The organism is Micromonospora sp. WMMD710 (assembly GCF_029626045.1).
Lineage (GTDB): Bacteria > Actinomycetota > Actinomycetes > Mycobacteriales > Micromonosporaceae > Micromonospora.
Genome location: NZ_JARUBD010000001.1, coordinates 2,620,001 through 2,640,402 on the forward strand (window position 1 = coordinate 2,620,001; position 20,402 = coordinate 2,640,402).

At 72.4% G+C, this 20,402-nt stretch carries 22 protein-coding genes; 5 read left to right on the forward strand and 17 right to left on the reverse strand.

The genetic code is table 11. From position 1 onward, the window contains the following. Window positions 1–605: 605 nt before the first annotated feature. Complete coding sequence (tyrS, locus tag O7620_RS12000; protein WP_278126970.1) at window positions 606–1,898, reverse strand: tyrosine--tRNA ligase; 1,293 nt, start codon at window positions 1,896–1,898, stop codon at window positions 606–608. Between the two features lie 106 nt (window positions 1,899–2,004). On the opposite strand from tyrS, the gene O7620_RS12005 reads away from it, so the two are divergent. Further along, window positions 2,005–2,388 carry a PaaI family thioesterase gene (locus O7620_RS12005; RefSeq protein ID WP_192580100.1) on the forward strand — a complete coding sequence of 128 codons (384 nt, stop codon included), beginning with the start codon at window positions 2,005–2,007 and terminating at the stop codon, window positions 2,386–2,388. 18 nt (window positions 2,389–2,406) lie between these two features. Here the strand turns inward: O7620_RS12005 and O7620_RS12010 are convergent, their stop codons facing one another. The 3 genes from O7620_RS12010 to O7620_RS12020 all read right to left on the reverse strand — a co-directional run bounded on the left by O7620_RS12010 (window position 2,407) and on the right by O7620_RS12020 (window position 5,011). After that, window positions 2,407–3,732, reverse strand: coding sequence for a hemolysin family protein (locus tag O7620_RS12010; protein WP_151487735.1), 1,326 nt, complete (start codon window positions 3,730–3,732; stop codon window positions 2,407–2,409). 127 nt (window positions 3,733–3,859) lie between these two features. Further along, window positions 3,860–4,501: a hypothetical protein gene (locus tag O7620_RS12015; RefSeq protein ID WP_278123096.1), complete on the reverse strand. Its 642-nt coding sequence runs from the start codon at window positions 4,499–4,501 to the stop codon at window positions 3,860–3,862. Window positions 4,502–4,510: 9 nt separating this feature from the next. Next, window positions 4,511–5,011, reverse strand: a complete 501-nt coding sequence (locus tag O7620_RS12020; protein ID WP_278123097.1) for a GNAT family N-acetyltransferase — start codon at window positions 5,009–5,011, stop codon at window positions 4,511–4,513. Window positions 5,012–5,205: 194 nt separating this feature from the next. On the opposite strand from O7620_RS12020, the gene O7620_RS12025 reads away from it, so the two are divergent. Further along, window positions 5,206–6,084: a universal stress protein gene (locus O7620_RS12025; protein WP_278123098.1), complete on the forward strand. Its 879-nt coding sequence runs from the start codon at window positions 5,206–5,208 to the stop codon at window positions 6,082–6,084. On the opposite strand, the gene O7620_RS12030 is transcribed toward O7620_RS12025, so the two are convergent. The 5 genes from O7620_RS12030 to O7620_RS12050 all read right to left on the reverse strand — a co-directional run bounded on the left by O7620_RS12030 (window position 6,077) and on the right by O7620_RS12050 (window position 10,105). Beyond that, a complete protein-coding gene (locus tag O7620_RS12030; RefSeq protein WP_151487739.1) occupies window positions 6,077–6,712 on the reverse strand; it encodes an FMN reductase in 636 nt (211 codons plus the stop codon). The two genes, O7620_RS12025 and O7620_RS12030, sit on opposite strands and share 8 nt — an antisense overlap. Beyond that, window positions 6,709–7,851: an LLM class flavin-dependent oxidoreductase gene (locus O7620_RS12035; RefSeq protein WP_278123099.1), complete on the reverse strand. Its 1,143-nt coding sequence runs from the start codon at window positions 7,849–7,851 to the stop codon at window positions 6,709–6,711. The genes O7620_RS12030 and O7620_RS12035 overlap by 4 nt, the downstream gene beginning before the upstream one ends. A 161-nt stretch (window positions 7,852–8,012) precedes the next feature. Then, the gene (locus O7620_RS12040; protein WP_151487741.1) at window positions 8,013–8,288 is read right to left on the reverse strand and encodes a MoaD/ThiS family protein; all 276 of its coding nucleotides are present in this window, start codon (window positions 8,286–8,288) and stop codon (window positions 8,013–8,015) included. 1 nt (window position 8,289) lies between these two features. Then, a complete protein-coding gene (locus O7620_RS12045; RefSeq protein ID WP_278123100.1) occupies window positions 8,290–9,375 on the reverse strand; it encodes an exo-alpha-sialidase in 1,086 nt (361 codons plus the stop codon). An 88-nt stretch (window positions 9,376–9,463) separates the two neighbouring features. Beyond that, window positions 9,464–10,105 carry a DNA-3-methyladenine glycosylase gene (locus O7620_RS12050; protein ID WP_278123101.1) on the reverse strand — a complete coding sequence of 214 codons (642 nt, stop codon included), beginning with the start codon at window positions 10,103–10,105 and terminating at the stop codon, window positions 9,464–9,466. 176 nt (window positions 10,106–10,281) lie between these two features. Here O7620_RS12050 and O7620_RS12055 point away from each other — a divergent pair, with 176 nt between their 5' ends. The 3 genes from O7620_RS12055 to O7620_RS12065 all read left to right on the forward strand — a co-directional run bounded on the left by O7620_RS12055 (window position 10,282) and on the right by O7620_RS12065 (window position 11,807). Then, entirely contained in the window at window positions 10,282–10,791 is a 510-nt protein-coding gene (locus O7620_RS12055) for a hypothetical protein (RefSeq protein WP_278123102.1), read from the forward strand. A gap of 31 nt (window positions 10,792–10,822) precedes the next feature. Then, on the forward strand, window positions 10,823–11,248 hold the full coding sequence (locus O7620_RS12060) for a DNA-binding protein (RefSeq protein WP_151487745.1): 426 nt from the start codon (window positions 10,823–10,825) through the stop codon (window positions 11,246–11,248). A 205-nt stretch (window positions 11,249–11,453) separates the two neighbouring features. Further along, window positions 11,454–11,807, forward strand: a complete 354-nt coding sequence (locus O7620_RS12065; protein WP_278123103.1) for an MmcQ/YjbR family DNA-binding protein — start codon at window positions 11,454–11,456, stop codon at window positions 11,805–11,807. Between the two features lie 43 nt (window positions 11,808–11,850). Here O7620_RS12065 and argH read toward each other — a convergent pair whose 3' ends face one another. From argH to argC, 8 genes are all read right to left on the reverse strand, one after another. Beyond that, window positions 11,851–13,314 (reverse strand): argininosuccinate lyase, encoded by a 1,464-nt coding sequence (gene argH, locus O7620_RS12070; protein ID WP_151487747.1) that lies wholly within the window; start codon window positions 13,312–13,314, stop codon window positions 11,851–11,853. Between the two features lie 76 nt (window positions 13,315–13,390). Then, window positions 13,391–14,602 carry an argininosuccinate synthase gene (locus tag O7620_RS12075; RefSeq protein WP_278123104.1) on the reverse strand — a complete coding sequence of 404 codons (1,212 nt, stop codon included), beginning with the start codon at window positions 14,600–14,602 and terminating at the stop codon, window positions 13,391–13,393. Continuing rightward, window positions 14,599–15,114, reverse strand: coding sequence for an arginine repressor (locus O7620_RS12080; RefSeq protein ID WP_151487749.1), 516 nt, complete (start codon window positions 15,112–15,114; stop codon window positions 14,599–14,601). The genes O7620_RS12075 and O7620_RS12080 overlap by 4 nt, the downstream gene beginning before the upstream one ends. Then, the gene (gene argF / locus O7620_RS12085; RefSeq protein ID WP_278123105.1) at window positions 15,111–16,046 is read right to left on the reverse strand and encodes an ornithine carbamoyltransferase; all 936 of its coding nucleotides are present in this window, start codon (window positions 16,044–16,046) and stop codon (window positions 15,111–15,113) included. Before argF ends, O7620_RS12080 begins: the two co-directional genes overlap by 4 nt. Beyond that, window positions 16,043–17,350, reverse strand: a complete 1,308-nt coding sequence (locus tag O7620_RS12090) for an acetylornithine transaminase (RefSeq protein ID WP_278123106.1) — start codon at window positions 17,348–17,350, stop codon at window positions 16,043–16,045. The genes argF and O7620_RS12090 overlap by 4 nt, the downstream gene beginning before the upstream one ends. Then, window positions 17,347–18,234, reverse strand: a complete 888-nt coding sequence (argB, locus tag O7620_RS12095) for an acetylglutamate kinase (RefSeq protein WP_151487751.1) — start codon at window positions 18,232–18,234, stop codon at window positions 17,347–17,349. The genes O7620_RS12090 and argB overlap by 4 nt, the downstream gene beginning before the upstream one ends. Next, window positions 18,231–19,403, reverse strand: coding sequence for a bifunctional glutamate N-acetyltransferase/amino-acid acetyltransferase ArgJ (argJ, locus tag O7620_RS12100; RefSeq protein WP_278123107.1), 1,173 nt, complete (start codon window positions 19,401–19,403; stop codon window positions 18,231–18,233). Before argJ ends, argB begins: the two co-directional genes overlap by 4 nt. After that, on the reverse strand, window positions 19,400–20,401 hold the full coding sequence (argC, locus tag O7620_RS12105) for an N-acetyl-gamma-glutamyl-phosphate reductase (protein WP_278123108.1): 1,002 nt from the start codon (window positions 20,399–20,401) through the stop codon (window positions 19,400–19,402). Before argC ends, argJ begins: the two co-directional genes overlap by 4 nt. Window position 20,402: the final 1 nt, after the last annotated feature.

A 20,402-nucleotide genomic window follows, 5' to 3' on the forward strand; every position in this document is an offset into this window, starting at 1 on the left:
TGCCAAAGGAATCCCAACCAGCCAAACCGAAGCCTGACCAGTCCGGGGTATAAATCATAATTGGCACTGGCTTTACAAGCACCCTGTTGAGTTCTCAAAGAACAACCACACACCGATCAGAAGCCCCACATTCCGTGGAACCCGTTTCGGGGCTTTTCCGCTCTGCGTCCCGGCGCTTTCCAGCGCCAGGCACTTTCACTACGTTACCCGCTCGTTTCCGCTGTGTCAAACCGGTGTTTCGCGGTTCGTCATGCTTCATCCGGTAATGCGGGCACCATGTCTCGACCGGCTCACGCCGCTCTCGTCACGGATTTGGCAGGCCGGCCGTCGCGGTTTCCCGCGAGCTCGCCCGGTGCCCTGCCGATTGCCAACCATACCCGGTCGGTTTCGCCGCACCAAATCCGCCTCGCGGCGTTTCTGGTGGCACCTCCCGGTCCGGGGTCCGGTGGGCAAGCCGCCCGACCCCGAGGCCTTCGCCGCGCTCCGGCCGCTTTCGGCTTTCGCCTGTTTCGTCCGTTCCGCGCTGGCAGAGAGAAAGTTACGCGTCCGGCGGAGTGATCGTCAAATCCGCCGGACGCGTCCCCCGTCACATTGTCGACGGTTGGCTATTCACCCAGCTCAACGCCCGCAAACGAGCGCTTGCCCCGGCGCAGCACCAGGTATCGCCCGTGCAGCAGATCGGCCGGGGACACCGTCGCGTCGACCTCGGTCACCCGGTCGTTGTTGACGTACGCGCCGCCTTCGGCGATCACCCGACGCGCCTCCTTGAGGCCGGTCGCGAGCCCGGAGTCCCGCAGGAGCCCGGCCACGTCGGGCAGCTCGCCGGTGAGGCGGACCAGGCCCGCCTCGGTCAGGGCGGCGCGCAGCGTCTCCGGGGCCAGCTCGTCGAGCGAACCCCTGCCGAACAACGCCTGGCTGGCGGCGACCGCCTGCCGGGCCTCCTCGGGGCCGTGCACCAACGTGGTGAGCTCCTCGGCGAGCGCCCGCTGGGCCAGCCGGGCGGCCGGCCGCTCGGCGGTGGCCTTCGCCAGCTCCTCCAGCTCGTCGCGGCTACGGAAGCTGAAGTACCGCAGGTAGCGGTCGACCTCCCGGTCGTCCACGTTGAGCCAGAACTGGTAGAACGCGTACGGGCTGGTCATCGTGGGGTCGAGCCAGACGGCGCCGCCCTCGCTCTTGCCGAACTTCGTACCGTCGGCCTTGGTGACCAGAGGCGTGGTGAACGCCTGCACCGGCCCCGCGCCTCGCCGGCGGACGTAGTCGACGCCGGCGGTGATGTTGCCCCACTGGTCGGAGCCACCGAACTGGAGCTGACAGCCGTGCCGACGGTGCAGCTCGAAGAAGTCGTTGGCCTGCAACAGCTGGTAGCTGAACTCGGTGTAGCTGATGCCCGTCTCCAGCCGGGCCCGCACCACCTCCCGGGCCAGCATCTTGTTGACCGGGAAGTGCTTGCCCACGTCGCGGAGGAACTCGATGATCGACATCTCGCCGGTCCACTCGAGGTTGTTGACCAGCTGGGCCGCGTTCTCACCGGTGTACGACACGAAGGGCGCGAGCTGGTCACGGATGCGGCTGACCCAGCCGGCGATCACGTCGGGCGGGTTGAGCGTCCGTTCGGCGCTCTCCTTCGGGTCACCGATCTGCCCGGTCGCCCCGCCGACCAGCAGCAACGGGCGGTGGCCGGCGAGTTGCAGCCGGCGGGCCATGAGGACCTGCATGAGGTTGCCGACGTGCAGGCTCGGCGCGGTCGGGTCGAAACCCACGTAATAGGTGGCGGCGCTCCCACCGTCGAGCAGCTCGCGCAGCTCGTCGAGGCCGGTCGAGTCCTGGATCAGGCCACGCCAGAGCAGGTCGTCGGTCAGGGAGTCCCGCCCGGGCGGCGGGGGGCTGCTGTCGGTCACGGTCACCGATTCTCCCCCATCGCCGGTGCCGACCCGTACCGGGTTTGGCGCAACCCGCCCCGGTTAGGCTTGCGCCCCGTTGATCGAGGAGGGTTTCGCCGTGGAGATGCCGGATCTGACGGGTGGGTTCGTCGCCCTGCTCGGCCTGACGTTCGAGGAGGCGACCGCCGACCGGGTGGTCATCACGTGGCGGGTCCGCCCGGAGCTGCACCAGCCGTTCGGCATCCAGCACGGCGGGGTGTACTGCTCGGTGGTGGAGACCGCGGCCAGCGTGGGTGGTTCGCTCTGGCTGGCCGACCGGGGAACGGTCGTCGGGGTGTCGAACCAGACCGACTTCCTGCGGGCCGTCCGCGACGGCGAGCTGAGCGCGGTTGGCACTCCGGTGCACCGGGGGCGCAGCCAGCAGCTCTGGCAGGTGGAGATCACCGACGCCGACGAGCGGCTGGTCGCCCGCGGACAGGTGCGTCTGCAGAACCTCTCCCGCGACTGAGCGGGCGACACCCGAGGGTCAGCTACGGGCGTCGTCCAGCACCGGCTCGACGTCGGGCTCGGCCTCCGCCTCGTCGGGCACCCGGCTCAGCCGTACCTCCGTGATGGCCCGGTGGTCGATGCCGGTGACCATCAGCTCCCAGCCGTCCAGGGTCACGTCCTCCCCGGCGACGGTGGGGATGTGCCCGAGGCGGGCCAGCACCAGCCCGGCGACGGTGGTGTAGTCGCCGGCCGGGCGCGAGGGCAGCTCGACGCCGATGTCCGGCAGGTCGTGCACCGGGAAGGTGCCGGGCAGCACCATCGCGCCGTCCGGCTCGCGACGCACCGAGCTCACGTCCCGGTCGGTCTCGTCGTAGATCTCCCCGACGATCTCCTCCAGGATGTCCTCCAGAGTCACGATGCCGTCGACGGCGCCGCGTTCGTCCACGACCAGCGCGATGTGCTGGCGCTCGGCCTTGAACTGGCGCAGCGCGTCCACCACCGGCAGGGAGTCAGGCAGCAGCATCGGCGGGCGGGCGATCTCGTCGACCGGCCGGTCGTCGGGCACGCCCACCAGGTCACGCAGGTGGATCACACCGGCGGTGTCGTCCAGGCCGCCGTGGCGCACCACCGGCGCCCGGGAGTGCCCGGTGGCGGCCAGCACGAGCCGCGCGGCCTCCGCGGTGGTCCCGCTGTCGAGCGTGAAGACCTGCAACCGGGGTACGAGCACAGCCCGCAACCGCCGGTCGGCGATCTCCACGGCGCCGGCGATGATGGTGCGCTGCTCCTTGGTGAAGCCGTGGTTGCCGGCGACGATGTCGCGCAGCTCGTCCGGGCCGATCTCCTCCGGCTGGTGCTTGGGGTTCAGCCCGACCAGGCGGACGACCAGGTCACTGGTGGCGCCGAGCGCCCAGACGGCCGGGCGGGTGAGGCTGGCGAGCAGGTCGAGCGGGCGGGCCACCAGCAGCGCCCACCGCTCGGCGGACTGCATGGCGATCCGCTTGGGGGCCAGTTCGCCGAAGACCAGGGTGACGAAGGTCAACGCGAGGGTGACCACCACGATGGCCACCGTCTCGGCGGCGTTCCCGAACACCCCGAGCAGCGGCACGAGAGGTTTGGCCAGGGAGACCGCCGCCGCGGCGGAGGCCAGGAAGCCGGCCAGGGTGATGCCGATCTGGATGGTGGCGAGGAAGCGGTTCGGGTCCTTGGCGAGCCGGGCCAGCACCCGTCCGGCCCGGCTGGTGCGTTCCAACCGTTGGATCTGGCTGTCCCGCAGCGACACCAACGCCATCTCACTGCCGGCGAAGAGCGCGTTGATGACGACCAGGATTCCGACCAGGGCCAGTTGGCTCCCGTAGCTCTGCACGCCCGGTTCGCTCCCTCTGCGGTGGTGGCGCCGGCCGGTACGCGCGGCGCCCGCCGGTCGGCTGGCCCGCCCGGCGTACGCGCTTCTGTGCCCCGTACGGCGTCGACCGAATCCTGCCGGGGTGACGCTACGCCGGATCGGTGGTCGCCGGCGCGGGCAGGTCGAGGACGTACGAGCCGCCCTCGGGGCGGAACCCGAGCCGGTGGTAGTAGGGGGCGACCATGCCGGGTGGGCTGACGACCCGGTGGAAGCCGCGTCCGGTGAAGAGGCGGCTGCGCCGGTAGACGAACTCGCCGGGGGTGAAGTCGCGGAACTTCGGGGTGACGTAGTCCAGGTCGATCTGGGCGACCCCGCGCGGCTCGGCGTGCGAGAGCACCACCCCGACGACCTCGTCGGCCGTGACCACCAGGAAGGCGGATCGGTCGGCGGTGTCCGACGCCCATCGGAAGTCGGGGTTGAAGCGGCTGATGTCCGGAGCGTGCACCCGCAGGGTGTGCGCCAGGAACTGGTCATCGACGCCGACCTCGACCACCTGGTAGGTCTTCTCGTCGTGCCGGGTGGCGAGCATGCCGCGCAGATACCAGATGTTGATCACCGCGAGCACGATGTTGAGCCCGACCATGGGCCAGACCGCGAGCGCGGCGTTGTAGCCGATCAGGACGACGCAGCCGACGAGGTTGATCGCGCGCAGCCGCAGAACGCGCGACTGCAGCAGCGACCAGACCAGCACCGCGGAGCCGGCCCAGCCGACGAGATCCAACCAGTTCACCCCGCGAGACTAGTGCCCGCCCAGGTCAGGGGCGTCGGCGGGCAGCTCCAGCAGCCACTCCTGCACGTCGGCGCCGCGGCCGTTGGCGTACCCCGAATCCTCGCCGACCACGACGAACCCGCACTTGCGCAGCACCGCGAGGGAGGCGGCGTTGTCCTTGGCGGCGCGGGCGTGCACGGGCCGGGGCAGCTCGCGCAGCAGGGCGGTCAGGGCCGCGGTGGCGTGACCGCGGCCCCAGCGGGCCGGGTCGATCCAGTAGCTGACCTCGGTCTGCTCGTCGACCGGGAAGGAGCTGACGTAGCCGACCACCTCGCCGTCGACCTCGATGGTGCGGACCAGGTTCGCCGGGTTGGTGAGCACCCGCGCCCAGTGCCGGGCGAACTCGCGGTGGTCGGACGGGTCCTTGGCGACGAAGGCGGCCATCCGGTTGGCCTCCGGGTCCTGCTGATGCAGGAAGAACTCCACGAGGTCGTCCTCGCGCACCGGGCGGAGCAGCACGTCGGAAGTCATCGCGTGAGGGTACGTCCCGGCTGTGACAACGCGGGACCTCCGGCCCGCCGACCGTGGCGTCCGGCCCTGCCGACAGCACCCCGACACATCGGTACGAACAGACGGAGAGGTCCGTGCGGCGCACCGCGGCGCGTACCGGCAAATGCCGGCCTTGTACGGCGGCTGCGCCGACAATGACCTGACCGACCCAGGGAGTGCCGATGAACCGACCTGTCGTGGTGGGTGTCGACGGATCGCCGTCCAGCCTCGTCGCCGCCGAACACGCGGCCCACGCCGCCCTGCTCCGGTCGCGCCCGTTGCTGCTGGTGCACGGCTACCTGCACCCGCTCGGCTACGGCGTGCCGCTCAACCCGTACGACCTCGGGGTGCCGGCGCCCTCCGAGGAGGCGCAGAAGATGTTGGAACGCGCCGCGGCCGACCTCAGCGACCGCTGGCCCGGCCTCACCGTCGAGGTACGCCAGGTCGCCGGCGGCCCCGGCGCCACCTTGGTCGAAGAGTCCCGCCGGGCCGACCTCGTCGTCATGGGCAGCCGTGGGCTGGGCGGGTTCGCCGGGTTGCTGCTCGGCTCGGTGGGCGCGCAGGTCGCCGCGCACGCGCACTGCCCCGTGCTGGTGGTCCGCCCGGCCGAGCAGCCCATCGGCGTGGACGCACCCGTGCTGGTCGGTGTGGACGGGTCAGAGTCGTCCCGGCTCGCCGCGGAGCAGGGCGCGCACGAGGCCGCGCTACGCGCCGTGCCGCTGGTGCTGGTGCACGTCGGCCCACCGGACACCGACCGGCCGGTGCCGGAGGAGATCGAGGAGTCGCAGGCCGCGTACCAGGCCGAGGCGGTGCGGTTGCTCGCCGACGCGTCCGCCGCCGTCCGGGCCGAGCATGCCGGCCTGGTGGTACGGGAACATCCGGTTCGTGGGGTCGGCCCGGCCCAGGCGCTCATCGAGGCCAGCGGTACGGCGTCGCTGCTGGTCGTCGGCACCCGGGGCCGGGCCGGATTCGCCGGGCTGCTGCTCGGCTCGGTCAGTCAGGCCGTCATCCACCACGCACACTGCCCGGTGCTGGTCGCCCACCCGGTCAGCTGACCGGGGTGTCGCCGCCGCGGCCGAGCATCTGCAGGAAGTCGGTGGTGAGGGCGAACGGGTCGGCGGGACCGCTGGCCGGCGGCCGACGCTCGACCTGGTCGGCCAGCTCCCCGGCGGCGCGCCGGATCCGACCCCGCAACGCGCCGTCGGCGGTGCCGTCCGACCAGTCCTCGGGTGCGGCGAAGACCGCGGTGGGGACCACCACCGCCCGCAGGTAGCTGAACATCGGGCGGGCGGCGTGCTCCAGGGCCAGGGAGTGCCGGGCGGTGCCGCCGGTGGCCCCGATCAGCACCGGCCGGTCGACCAGCGACCCCGAGTCCAGCACGTCGAAGAAGGACTTGAACAGCCCGTTGTACGACGCGCTGAAGATCGGCGTGACGGCGATGATGCCGTCCGCCCCGGTCACCGCGTCGATGGCCTCCTTCAGCGCGGTCGGCGGGAACCCGGTGAGCATGTTGTTCACCACGTCGTGGGCGTACTCCCGCAGGTCGACGACGTGCAGCTCCACCTCGTGGCCCCGCCGGGCCAGCTCGTCGCGGGTCGCCCCGGCGAGCTGGTCGGCGAGCAGCCGGGTCGACGAGGGCTGACTCAGCCCCGCCGAGACCACGGCCAGGGTGCGGCGGGTCATCGGGTCGCCCCCTCCGGTGCCCTGCCCGTCACGTCGTCCACGGCGTGCACGGTGCTGTCCTTGGCACCGCCGGCGGCGGCGACCAGCGAGGCGTGGGTGGGCGCCTGCGGCACGTGCGCGGGGCGCAGCGACTCGAACTCCTTGCGCAGCACCGGCACGACCTCCTCGCCGAGCAGGTCGAGCTGCTCCAGCACGGTCTTCAGGGGCAGCCCCGCGTGGTCGATCAGGAACAGCTGGCGCTGGTAGTCACCGACGTACTCGCGGAAGCCGAGCGTGCGGTCGATGACCTGCTGCGGGCTGCCCACGGTCAGCGGCGTCTCCCGGGTGAACTCCTCCATCGACGGCCCGTGGCCGTAGACCGGGGCGTTGTCGAAGTACGGCCGGAACTCCCGGATCGCGTCCTGCGAGTTGCGCCGCATGAACACCTGCCCACCGAGGCCGACGATGGCCTGGTCGGCGGTGCCGTGGCCGTAGTGCGCGTACCGCTCGCGGTAGAGGCCGACCATCCGCTGGGTGTGCTCCTTGGGCCAGAAGATGTGGTTGGCGAAGAAGCCGTCACCGTAGTAGGCGGCCTGCTCGGCGATCTCCGGGCTGCGGATGGAGCCGTGCCAGACGAACGGGGGCACCCCGTCGAGCGGGCGCGGCGTCGAGGTGAACGACTGCAGCGGGGTGCGGTACTTGCCCTTCCAGTCGACCACGTCCTCGCTCCACAGCCGGTGCAGCAGGTCGTAGTTCTCGATCGCGAGGGGGATGCCGGCGCGGATGTCCTTGCCGAACCACGGGTACACCGGGCCGGTGTTGCCGCGGCCCATCATGAGGTCCACCCGGCCGTCGGACAGGTGCTGGAGCATCGCGTAGTCCTCGGCGATCTTCACCGGGTCGTTGGTGGTGATCAGCGTGGTCGAGGTGGACAGCAGCAGCCGCTCGGTGCGTGCCGCGATGTGGCCGAGCATGGTGGTCGGCGACGACGGCACGAACGGTGGGTTGTGGTGCTCGCCCGCGGCGAAGACGTCCAGGCCGACCTCCTCGGCCTTCAACGCGATGGTGACCATCGCCTTGATCCGCTCATGCTCGGTCGGCTCCCGACCGGTGGTCGGGTCGACCGTGACGTCGCCGACGGTGAAGACTCCGAACTGCATGACCAGCTCCTCGCGTGTCAACCGGGTGCCGCCCTGGTACCCGGACGCAGCTCACAACTTATTTGACGACGCAACTATTCCGTGGGCGGCGTATCTCGGAGTGGCACCGGTCACGCCCGATAACCGGACATCCGGCGGGTTATCGGGCCTCCGCGGTCGGCTCAGCCGCCCGCCACCGACGGCAGGACCTGCACCTCGGCGCCCACACCGACCGGCGTCGCCAGCCCGCCCGAGTGCCGGCAGTCCTCGCCGTCGACGTAGACGTTGACGTAGCGACGAAGCTCGCCGCGCTCGTCGCGGAGCCGCCGGGCCAGCCGCGGATGCGCAACGGCCAGCTCGTCGAGGACCGCCCGCAGCGTGCCGACGGCGGAGACGCTCAGCCGGCTGGCACCACCGGCGTCGCCCCGCAGCGGGCCGGGCAGCAGCACGGTGACCACGTCAGACCGCCGCGGCGCGGACGCAGAGCACGTCGGGCAGGTGCGCGGCCACCAGCGACCAGGAGTCGCCCTCGTCGCGGCTCGCGTAGACCTCGCCGGAGCGGGTGCCGAAGTAGACCCCGCCCGGGGTGGAGTCGTCGGCGCACATCGCGTCGCGCAGCACCGCCGGGTAGAAAGGACCCTCGGGCAGCCCCACCGACAGCGACTCCCACTTGCCGCCGGCGTCGGCGGAGCGGAACACCCGGCAGCGGTGGTCGGCAGGGAACCTCTCGCCGTCGGCCACCAGCGGAAACGCCCACACCATGCCGGCCCGCGAGGGGTGGGCGACCATCGGGAACCCGAAGTCGCTGGGCAGCCCGTCGGCGATCGAGGACCAGGTGCGGCCGTCGTCGTCGGAGCGGTAGACGCCGTGGTGGTTCTGCGCGTACAGCCGGTCCGGGTTGCCGGAGTCGCGGGCGACCTTGTGCACGCACTGGCCGAACTCCGGCCACTCGTCGGGCAGGAAGTAGGCGCGGATGCCGGTGTTGCCCGGTGCCCAACTCGCCCCCGCGTCCTCCGAGCGGTAGACGCCACCGGTGGACATCGCGACCAGCACGCGGGCCGGGTCGTGCGGGTGGGGCAGCACGGTGTGCACGGCCTGGCCGCCGAACCCGGCCTCCCACCGCGGGCGGTGCGGGTGGTCCCAGAGCGAGCGGACCAGTTCGAAGCTCCGGCCACCGTCGGTGGAACGGAACAGCGCCGAGGGCTCGGTGCCGGCCCAGACGACGTCCGGCTCGTCCGGGCCGGCCGGCGTCAACTGCCAGACCCGCCCGAGGCTCGCCCCGGTGTCGGCCGGAAACGCGACCGGCGCCTGGTCGGGCTCGTCCCACGAGGCGCCGAGGTCGTCACTGGTGGCGACGCTGGGCCCGAAGTGGGAACTGGTCATCCCCACGAGCAGTCGCGGCGTGGCACGCCGGGTGTCGACCGCGACCGCGTAGACACCGGTCATCGGGAAGTGCGGGCCGGTGATCTCCCAGCTGCGCCGGTCGTCGGCGCTGGTGGCGAGAAACAACCCCTTGGCCGTACCAATCGCGAGCAGCGTCGCCATGACGTCCTCCGAACCGTCGGTGAGCAGGTGCGGTGATTATGGCCACTCCCCCCGACAGACGTCGCCGCGCACACGCCGGGCGCCGCGATCAGCGCCGGACGCGGGGGACGTGCCGGCGGTACGCGCTGACCGTCGGATCGCCGTCGAGCCAGAACCGCCAGGGCAGGTCGTGCGCGCCGGTCACGCCGACCCGAGGACCCGCCACCACCGCCTCCGGCGGCACCGGCCGGGCCGGCGGGCGCAACCGGACCGGGCCGTCGCCGAGCAGGTACCCGCCGTACGCCGCGCGGTCGATGCCGAGCGTGGCGCAAAGCCGGGCCGGCCCCCGGGCCAGATCCACGTCCCGCCGGATGGCCGGTCGGCGCTCCCGTGCGGTGGCCAGCCCGTCGACGACCTCACCGGCGCGCAGCAACACGGCGGCGGCCTCTCCCTCGGCCCCGGTGACCACGTTCATGCACCAGTGCATGCCGTAGGTGAAGTAGACGTAGGCGTGCCCGGCGGGGCCGAACATCACGGCGTTGCGCGGGGTGCGGCCCCGGTGGGCGTGCGAGGCCGGATCGCCAGCCGTGCCCGCGTACGCCTCGGCCTCGGTGATCCGGACAGTGACCCCGCCGGCGTGCAGCCGGCAGCCCAGCAGGCCCCGCGCGGCCGGCAGCGGTGGGCCGGCGAGCAGGTCAGCCAACGCCGCCAGGCCGGCGTCGGCGCCGCGGTCGTTCGGCGCGAGCTCCATGTCCCGAACGGTACCCAGCCCTGCACCCGGCCATTCCGCTGACGGATCGCACCGGCCACCCGTGCTGCCTCCAGCGTTCACCAGTTGGACGTCCACGCGGCGAAACGCGTCCGGTGGTCCAGGGGTGTATCCGGTGTCGTCGCACGGCGCGGCGGCACATTCGAAGAGGAGCCATCATGACCGTACGAAGCATCCGTCGGCCCCTGGTCACCATCGGCCTGATCGCTGCCGGTGCCACGCTCGCCTTCGCCCCGTCCGCGAGCGCCAACGCCCCGCTGCGGGCGGCTGCCCTGACCGACGGCGCCCCGCTGACCGCTGTCGCACTCGGGGGCACTGGCAAGATCGACGCCAACGGTGCGGCGGTCTTCGTTCCGGTCAGCCTGACCTGTTCGCAGCCGACGCAGGTCGACCTGACGGTGAAGGTCGCCCAGGCGATCGGGGAGTCGGTGCGGACCGGCACGACCACCCGGAAGGTGCCCTGCGACGCGACCACCCAGAAGGTGCGGATCGCGGTGACCGCGATCGAGCTCCCGTTCGCTCCCGGCGTGGCGTTCGGCGTCGTGACCGGCAACTCCTGCGACGCGCTGTGCAACTCCCTCACCGCGAGCACAGCTTCCAGCTGGCGCTCTGAATCGTGGCGTGGCGGCACGGCACACCCGTGCTGCCACGCTTCAACGAAATGTTGACAAGCATCCGTTGATGCGCTTTGCTCGGACCATGACCACGGAGGACCTGTTCAACCCGCCGGACCCGGCCCGGGCCCGCGCGCACCGCACCCACGAGGCGCTGCAACGGATCAGCGAGCGGCACGCCGGCTCCGACGCGCGGCGCGGGCGCTGGGCCCACCCGTACGTGCTGGACCCGTGGGAGGCGGTGGCCCTGGTCACCGCCCTGGCTGCCGGCGGAGCCGAGCGGGAGACCGGGGAGGAGCCGGTCGACGGCGCCGACCTCACCGCCGCGCTGACCCTGCTGCCGCACGTGCGCTCCGAGCTGGACGCGCTGGAGGCGGGCCTGTTGACGCTGGCCCGCGACCGGGGGCTGACCTGGCAGTCCATCGCGTACGGGCTGGGGCTGGGCAGCGCCCAGGCGGCCCGACAGCGCTACGAACGGGTCGCCGCCCGCTCGGCCGAGCAGGCTGACTGACGACCGCGCTCGTCGGTGCACGATCGTGCTCAGACAGGTAAGTAGTGGCCTCAACCTCGGCGGATGCCACAGGATCCTGGATCGAGCACGATCTTGCCCGGCGCGGCGAGGCGGGCTGAGAGTGCGAGCCGGCACCCGGATCGGCACGCCGCGCCTGCGACGGCGCTCGGGCGGGCAGACTGTGCGCACGACGAGGAGGCGACGCATGGAACGCGCGGAGATGCTGGCGTACTGCCTGGCCAAGCCGGGAGCGTGGCTGGACCGGCCATGGGAGGGCGACGAGGTGGTGAAGGTGGGCAGCCGGATCTTCGCGTTCCTCGGCAACGGCGACGGCAGACCCACCGTCGGCATCAAGTGCGGCCCGACCCGCGAGATCGCCGACGAGTGGCTGCACCGCCACCCCGACGACGCCCGGGTGATGGCCTACATCGGCCGGTCCGGGTGGAACACGCTGCGCATGGACGGTGGGATCGACGCCGACGAGCTGACCGAGGCGGTCGACGGGTCGTACGACATGGTGGTGGCGAAGCTACCCAGGCGGGAGCGTCCGGCGGCCTGAACCGGCCGTGGCGCCGGCGGTCCGCGCCGGCGCCACGGTGAGATCAGCGGGGTACGACCCGCTCGGTTGCCCACTCCCGCCAGCCGGCCAGCCGGTCCGCGGCGGCGGCGAGCTGGTCGGCGACCGGGCCGGGGCCGGTCGAGCCGGGGGTGGTCCGGGCCGCGAGAGCCGAGCGGACCGAGAGCACGTCGCGCACCGACGGGTCGAGGTGCTCGCTGACCGCGGCCAGGTCGGCGTCGGAGACGTCCTCCAGCTCGCATTCCCGAGCCGCGCACAGCGCCACCAGCCGACCGGTGATCTCGTGCGCGTCGCGGAACGGCACGTTGCGCCGGACCAGCCAGTCGGCGACCTCGGTGGCGAGGGAGAAACCGACCGGCGCGGCGGCGACGAGCCGGTCCACCCGGACCGTCATCGTGGAGATCATCCCCGCCAGGGCCGGCAGCAGCAGCTCCAGGGTGTCGACCGCGTCGAACGCGGGCTCCTTGTCCTCCTGCATGTCCCGGTCGTAGGTCATCGGCAGGCCCTTGAGCATGGTCAGCACGGTCATCAGGCCGCCGACGAGCCGGCCGGACTTGCCCCGGGCCAGCTCGGCGATGTCCGCGTTCTTCTTCTGCGGCATGATCGACGACCCGGTGGCGAACGCGTCGTCCAGCTCCACCCAGCCGAACTCGTGCGACGTCCAGAGCACCACCTCCTCGCCGAGACGGGACAGGTGCACCCCGATCAGGGCGGTGGTGAAGAGGAACTCCGCCACGAAGTCCCGGTCGGCGACTGCGTCCATCGAGTTGGCGAACGACGTCCGGAAACCCAGCTCCTTGGCGACGGCCACCGGATCCAGTGGAAGCCCGGAACCGGCGAGAGCACCCGCGCCGAGTGGGCTGACCGCGGCCCGGTGGTCCCAGTCGCGCAGCCGTTCCAGGTCACGCAGCAGTGGCTGCACGTGGGCGAGCAGCCAGTGCCCGAAAGTGACCGGCTGGGCGTGCTGCAGGTGCGTCATGCCGGGCGCGGCGGTGTCGATGTGCCGCTCGGCCTGCTCGACCAGCGCCTCGGCCAGTTCCACGAGCCGGCTGGCCACACCCCGCGCGTGGTCGCGCAGGTAGAGCCGCAGGTCGGTGGCGACCTGGTCGTTGCGGGACCGGCCGGCGCGCAGCTTGCCGCCGAGGCTGCCGAGCCGCTCCAGCAGCCCCCGCTCCAACGCGGTGTGCACGTCCTCGTCGTCGATGGTCGGGCGGAACGCCCCGGAGGCGCAGGCCGCCTCCAGGTCGTCGAGCGCGGCCAGGATCCGGCCCAGCTCTTCGGGGTCGAGCAGGCCGGCGCCGGCGAGGACCCGGGCGTGCGCCCGGGAACCGGCGATGTCGTACGGGGCCAGGCGCCAGTCGAACTGGACGCTCACCGACAGGCGGGCGAGCGCCTCGGCGGGGCCGCCGGCGAACCGGCCACCCCACAGGCTCGTCCGGTTGGTGCCGGCGCTGTTCTCGGTGAGGCTCTTGTCGTCCACGCCGCCCATCATTGCTCTGCTCGCCTTTCGCTCGCGACTGCGGGGCTCACTCGCTGCGCTCGCTCACTCCTCGCGCTCGCGCGTGTCACTGTCCGCCACCGCCCAGCCGGGCGTCCCGCGCGGCGGCCATCCGACTCGGCAGGCCCCACAGTTGCACGAAGCCCTTGGCCAGGGACTGGTCGAACGTGTCGCCGGTGTCGTAGGTGGCCAGCCCGAAGTCGTACAGGCTCGCCTCGGAGCGCCGACCGGTGACGGTGACGCGGCCGCCGTGCAGGGTCAGCCGCACCTCACCGCTCACGTACCGCTGCGCGTCGTCGATGAACGCGTCCAGCGAGTCCTTCAACGGGGAGAACCACAGGCCGTCGTACACCAGCTCACCCCAGCGCTGGTCCACGCCCCTCTTGAACCGGGCCAGGTCCCGTTCCACGGTCACCGCCTCCAGCTCCTGGTGGGCGGTGATCAGCGCGATCGCACCGGGCGCCTCGTACACCTCGCGGCTCTTGATTCCGACGAGGCGGTCCTCGACCATGTCGAGCCGGCCGACGCCCTGCGCGCCCGCGCGCCGGTTCAGCTCCAGGATCGCCTGGTACGGGGTGACCGTCTCACCGTCGATCGCCACCGGCACGCCGGCGTCGAAGGTGATCACGACCTCGTCGGCGTCGCGGTCCTGCGCCGGGTCGACGGTGTACGAGTAGATGTCCTCGATCGGGGCGTTCCAGATGTCCTCCAGGAAGCCCGTCTCCACGGCACGACCCCACAGGTTCTGGTCGATGGAGTACGGCGACTTCGCCGACACGTCGATCGGCAGCCCCTTCTCCTCGGCGAAGGCGATCGCCTTGTCCCGCGTCCACGCGAAGTTCCGGGCCGGCGCGATGATCTTCAGGTCGGGGGCGAGCGCGTTCAGGCCCACCTCGAAGCGGACCTGGTCGTTGCCCTTGCCGGTGCAGCCGTGCGAGACGATCGTGCCGCCGTGCTGACGCGCCGCCGCCACCAGGTGCTTGACGATCAGCGGCCGGGACAGCGCCGACACCAGCGGGTAGCGGTCCATGTAGAGGGCGTTGGCCCGGACCGCCGGCAGGCAGTAGTCGGCGGCGAACTCGTCGCGGGCGTCGACCACCTCGGACTCGGCGGCGCCGCAGTCCAGGGCGCGCTGTCGGATGGCGTCGAGGTCCTCGCCGCCCTGCCCGACGTCGACGGCCACCGCGATCACCTCGGCGCCGGTCTGCTCGGCCAGGTAGGGGATGGCGACGGAGGTGTCCAACCCTCCGGAGTACGCCAGAACGACCCGCTCGGTCATGGTGTGGTGTTCCCTTCAACGGTGTCTTCCCGGCGGGCCCAGCCGGCGAGCTTGTCTCCGAGTGCGGCGCCGCCGACGGACTCGCGGGCCACCACCAGGATGGTGTCGTCGCCGGCGATGGTGCCGACGATCTCGGGCAGGCCCGCCCGGTCCAACGCGCTGGCCAGGTACTGGGCTGCGCCCGGCGGGGTACGCAGCACGGCGATGTTGCCGCTGGAGTCCACCCCGTTGAGCAGTTCACGCAGCAGCCGTACCAGCCGGGCCGGTGCGGCCTCGGCGTCGCGCAGCGGCCGGTGGCCGTCCTCGGGGATCAGGTAGACGGCTGGGCCGTCGCCGCCGCGCACCTTGACCGCGCCCAGCTCCTCCAGATCCCGGGAGAGGGTGGCCTGGGTGACGCCGACGCCGTCGGCGGCGAGCAGGTCGGCCAGTTCGGTCTGCGACCGCACGGCCCGGTCCCGGATCAGCTCCACGATCCGGGCGTGCCGGGCGGCGCGGGTCAGCGGGGCGGTCATCGTGGCGTCCCGGTGGCGGCCAGCAGGAACGTCAGCAACGCCTTCTGGGCGTGCAGCCGGTTCTCCGCCTGGTCGAAGACCGCGCTCTGCGGGCCGTCGAGCACCTCGTCGGTGATCTCCTCGCCGCGGTGCGCGGGCAGGCAGTGCAGCACGATCGCGTCCGGTGCGGCCTGACCGAGCAGTTCCTTGTTCACCTGGTACGGCAGGAACGGCGTGACCCGGTCCAGACCGTCGGCCTCCTGGCCCATCGACGTCCACGTGTCGGTGGCCAGCACGTCGGCGTCGCGGGCCGCCTGCGCCGGGTCGGTGAGCACCCGTACCGACCCGCCGGTGTCGGCGGCGATCCGGGCCGCCCGATCCACCACGGCCGCGTCCGGTGCGAAACCGGCCGGCCCGGCGATCCGCACGTGCATCCCGGCCGTCGCGCCGGCCAGTAGGTACGACTGCGCCATGTTGTTCGCGCCGTCGCCCACGTAGGTGAGGGTGCGCCCGGCGGTACCGCCGAACCGCTCCCGGATGGTGAGCAGGTCGGCCAGCAGTTGGCAGGGGTGGAAACCGTCGGTGAGCGCGTTGATCACCGGCACGCTGGCGCCGCCCGCCACCTCGGCGATCCGGTCGTCGCCGTGGGTCCGCAACACGATGGCCGCGACGTAGCGGGACAGCACCCGCCCGGCGTCCGCGAGCGTCTCACCGCGGCCGAAGTGGGTGACCTGGGTGTCCACGACCAGCGGGTGCCCGCCCAGCTCGGCGATCCCGGCGTCGAAGGAGATCCGGGTCCGCAGGCTCTGCTTGTCGAAGAGCACCGCGACCGAGCGGGGGCCTGCGAGGGGCTGGTGACCGAACCGGTCGGCCTTCATCCGCTCCGCCAGGTCGAGCACCGTGGACTGTTCGGCGGGCGAGAGGTCGTCGTCGCGCAGGAAGTGCCGGATCATGCGGTCGTCCCCGTCGTGGTCGTGGTCGTGGTCGTCGGCGTCGGCATCGGCGTCGGCGTCGGCGTCGAGATCGTGGAAGGGTCCGGCCCTCGAAGGGGCGTTTTCCCGCCACGATCCGCGTCGGTTCCGGCGGCGGCCGGGGCTGCCGCGGCCAGGGCGGCGGGGAGAGCGGCGAGGAAGGCGTCCGCCTGGTCCACGCTGAGGATCAGCGGCGGGGCGAGCCGCAGCACACCCGGCTGCACCGGGTTGACCAGGAAGCCGGCCTCCCGCAGTGCCTCGGCGAGGACCGTCGCCACCGGCGCGGTGAGCGTCACGCCGAGCAGCAGCCCGGCACCGCGTACGCCACCGATCAGCGGATGGCCGAGCGCCTCGATCCCGCGACGCAGCCGCTCGCCGACCCGCTTGACGTGATCCAGCAGCCCCTCGTTGGCGATGGTCGCCACCACGGCGAGCGCCGCCGCGCAGCTCACCGGGTTACCGCCGAAGGTGGTGCCGTGCGAGCCGGGAGTGAGCAGGTCGGCGGCCCGGCCGAAGGCCAGCGTGGCACCGATGGGCAGCCCGCCGCCGAGCCCCTTGGCCAGCGTGACCACGTCCGGCTCCACACCCTCGGCCTGGTGCGCGAACCAGTGCCCGGTACGGCCGATGCCGGTCTGCACCTCGTCGAGCACCAGCAGCGCGCCGTGCCGGGCGGTGATCCGCCGCGCCGCGGCCAGATAGCCCGCCGGTGGGACCACCACACCGTTCTCGCCCTGGATCGGCTCCAGGATCACCATGGCGGTCGCGTCGGTCACCGCCGCCTCCAGCGCGGCGACGTCGCCGTACGCGACGTGGGTCACCTCACCCGGCAGCGGGCGGAACGGGTCGGCCTTGGCCGGCTGGCCGGTCAGCGCGAGAGCGCCCATGGTGCGGCCGTGGAAGCCGCCCACGGTGGCGACCACGTGGCTGCGCCCGGTGCGCCGGGACAGCTTGAACGCCGCCTCGTTCGCCTCCGCGCCGGAATTGGCGAAGAAGACCCGGCCGGGCCGGCCGGCGAGGGCCAGCAGCAGCTCGGCCAGGGCGACCGGCGGTTCGGCCACGTAGAGGTTGGAGACGTGCCCGAGGGTGGCGACCTGCTTCGACACGGCGGCCACCACAGCCGGGTGGGCGTGCCCGAGGGCGTTCACCGCGATGCCGCCCACCAGGTCCAGGTACTCCCGGCCGGCGTCGTCGACCACGACGGCACCGGAGCCGGACACCAGGGCCAGCGGCGGCGTGCCGTAGTTGTCCATCATGGTCTGACCCCAACGCTGCACGAGGGCGCTCATGACCCGATCACCATCGTTCCGAACCCTTCCGAGGTGAACACCTCGAGCAACGTGGAGTGCGCCACCCGACCGTCGACGACGTGTGCGGCGGGCACTCCCCCACGCACCGCCCGCAGGCAGGCCTCCATCTTGGGCACCATCCCCGACTCGAGGCTGGGCAACAGCTTGGCCAGGTCGTCCGCGGTGATCTCGGAGACCAGGCTGGTCGTGTCCGGCCAGTCGGCGTACAGGCCGGCCACGTCGGTGAGCACGACGAGCTTGCGCGCCTCCAACGCGATGGCCAGCGCCGCCGCGGCGGTGTCCGCGTTGAGATTGTGCAGGACACCGTCGGCGTCCGGCGCGACCGTGGAGATCACCGGAATCCGGCCGGCATCGATCAGGTCGGTCACCGCCGACACGTCGACCGACTCGACGTCGCCGACCTGGCCGACGTCCACGGGTTGCCCGTCCACGTACGCCGGGCGGCGCACCGCGGTGAACAGCCGGGCGTCCTCGCCGGAGAGACCGACGGCGAACGGGCCGTGCGAGTTGATCAACCCGACCAGTTCCCGGCCCACCTGCCCGACCAGCACCATCCGGACCACGTCCATCGCCTCGGCGGTGGTCACCCGCAGACCGCCCCGGAACTCGCTGGCAATGCCGAGCCGGCCCAGCATGGCCGAGATCTGCGGGCCACCGCCGTGCACCACCACGGGCTTGAGACCGGCGTAGCGCAGAAAGACCATGTCGGCGGCGAACGCCCGCTGCAACTCCGGGTCGGTCATGGCGTTGCCGCCGTACTTGACCACCACCGTGGAGCCGGAGAAACGCGCCAGCCACGGCAACGCCTCGATCAGTGTCTCGGCCTTGACCTGGGCACGGCTGAGATCGGTGCTGAGGCTCATGTCGAATACGCCGAGTTCTCGTGCACGTACGCGTGAGACAGGTCGTTGGTCCAGATCGTCGCGGCCGAGCCGCCGGCGTGCAGATCGATCCGGATGGTCACGTCCCGCCCGGCGAGGTCGACCTTCGACCGGTCCTCGGCGGCCGCGCCACCCCGACACACCCACACCCCGTTGACCGCCACATCCACCTCGTCCGGCTCGAACGCGGCAGCCGTGGTGCCGACCGCGGCGAGGATCCGGCCCCAGTTCGGGTCGTTGCCGAACAACGCGGTCTTGACCAGGTTGTTGCGGGCGACCGCGCGGCCCACCTCGACGGCGTCGTCCTCGTCGGCGGCGCCGACCACGTCGATGGCGATCTGCTTGGTGGCGCCCTCGGCGTCGGCGACCAACTGCTGGGCCAGGTCGTGACAGGCAACGGTGACCGCGGCGGCCAACTCGGCCGGGGTCGGCTCGATGCCGCTCGCGCCACTGGACAGCAGCAGCACCGTGTCGTTGGTGGACATGCAGCCGTCGGAGTCGACCCGGTCGAAGCTCACCCGGGTCGCCGCGCGCAGCGCCTCGTCCAACGCGGCCGGCCCGGCCACCGCGTCCGTGGTCAGCACGCAGAGCATGGTGGCCATCCCCGGCGCGAGCATCCCGGCGCCCTTGGCCATGCCGCCGACCGTCCAGCCGCTGCCCCGAGCCACCGTGGTCTTCGGCCGGGTGTCGGTGGTCATGATGGCCTCGGCGGCCGCCTGACCGCCGTCGCGGGAGAGCCCCCGGATCGCCGAGCGGACCCCGGGCAGCAGCTTCGGCATCGGCAGCCGCTCACCGATCAGGCCGGTGGAGCAGACCGCCACCTCACCGGCACCGAGGATCAGCCGCGGGCTTACCGAGGTCAACGCGGCGGCCGTGTGCTCGGCGGTGGCGTGCGTGTCCTGGAATCCGGCCGGGCCGGTGCACGCGTTGGCGCCACCGGAGTTGAGCACCACCGCGCGGACCACACCACCCTGCACGACCTGCTGCGTCCAGAGCACCGGCGCGGCCTTGACGCGGTTGGTGGTGAAGACACCGGCGACACCGGCGTCCGGGCCGTCGTTGACCACCAGCGCGACGTCCGCGCCGCCACTGGTCTTCAGCCCGGCGGCCACCCCGGCCGCCCGGAACCCCCGAGGGGTGGTGACGCTCATGGTGCGACTCCCCAGCTGGACAGGCCCGTCGTCTCCGGCAGGCCGACCATGAGATTGGCGTTCTGGACGGCCTGCCCGGCCGCGCCCTTGCCCAGGTTGTCCAACGCGCTGAGCACGATCAGCCGACCCGAGTCGACGTCGACGGTGGCCTGCAGGTGACACGAGTTGGAGCCCAGCGTGGCGGCCGTGTGCGGCCAGCGGCCCTCCGGCAGCACGTGCACGAACGGCGCGTCCGCGTACGCCTGCGCCAGCACCTCCTGCGGGTCGACGCCACGCGCCGGCCGCGCGGTGACCGTGGCCAGGATGCCGCGTGGCATCGGCGCGAGGACCGGGGTGAACGACAGGCCGGTCGCCCCGGTGGCCTGCTTGATCTCCGGCACGTGCTGGTGGGTGCCGACCCGGTACGGCGACAGGTCGCCCATCACCTCGCTGGCCAGCAGGTGCGCCTTGGTCGATCGGCCGGCGCCGGACGTGCCGGAGGCGGCCACCACCACCACGTCGGCGGGGTCCGCCGCGCCGGCCGCGATCAGCGGCGCGAGCGCCAGGGTGATCGCCGCCGCGTAGCAGCCGGTGTTCGCCACCCGGGTCGAGTTGGCGATCAGCTCCCGCTGGCCGGGCAGCTCGGGCAGGCCGTAGGTCCACTGCCCGGCGTGGGTGCCGCCGTAGTACTGCGCCCAGGCGTACGGGTCGGCGAGCCGGTGGTCGGCGCCCAGGTCGACGATGCGCACGTTGGGCGCGAGGTGGGCCGCGAGGGCCGCCGACTCGCCGTGCGGCAGGGCCAGGAAGACCAGGTCGGCGTCGGCGAGGGTGGACGGGTCGGTCCCACCGAGCACCAGGTCGAGCCCGGTGAGCTGCGGATGGACCACGTCGACGCGGTGCCCGGCCTGGCTGTGGGCGGTGGCGGCCACCAGCTCGAACTCCGGGTGCCCGGCGACCAGGCGCAGCAGCTCGCCCCCGGCGTAGCCGCTCGCACCGGCAACCGCGACTCGGATCCCCATA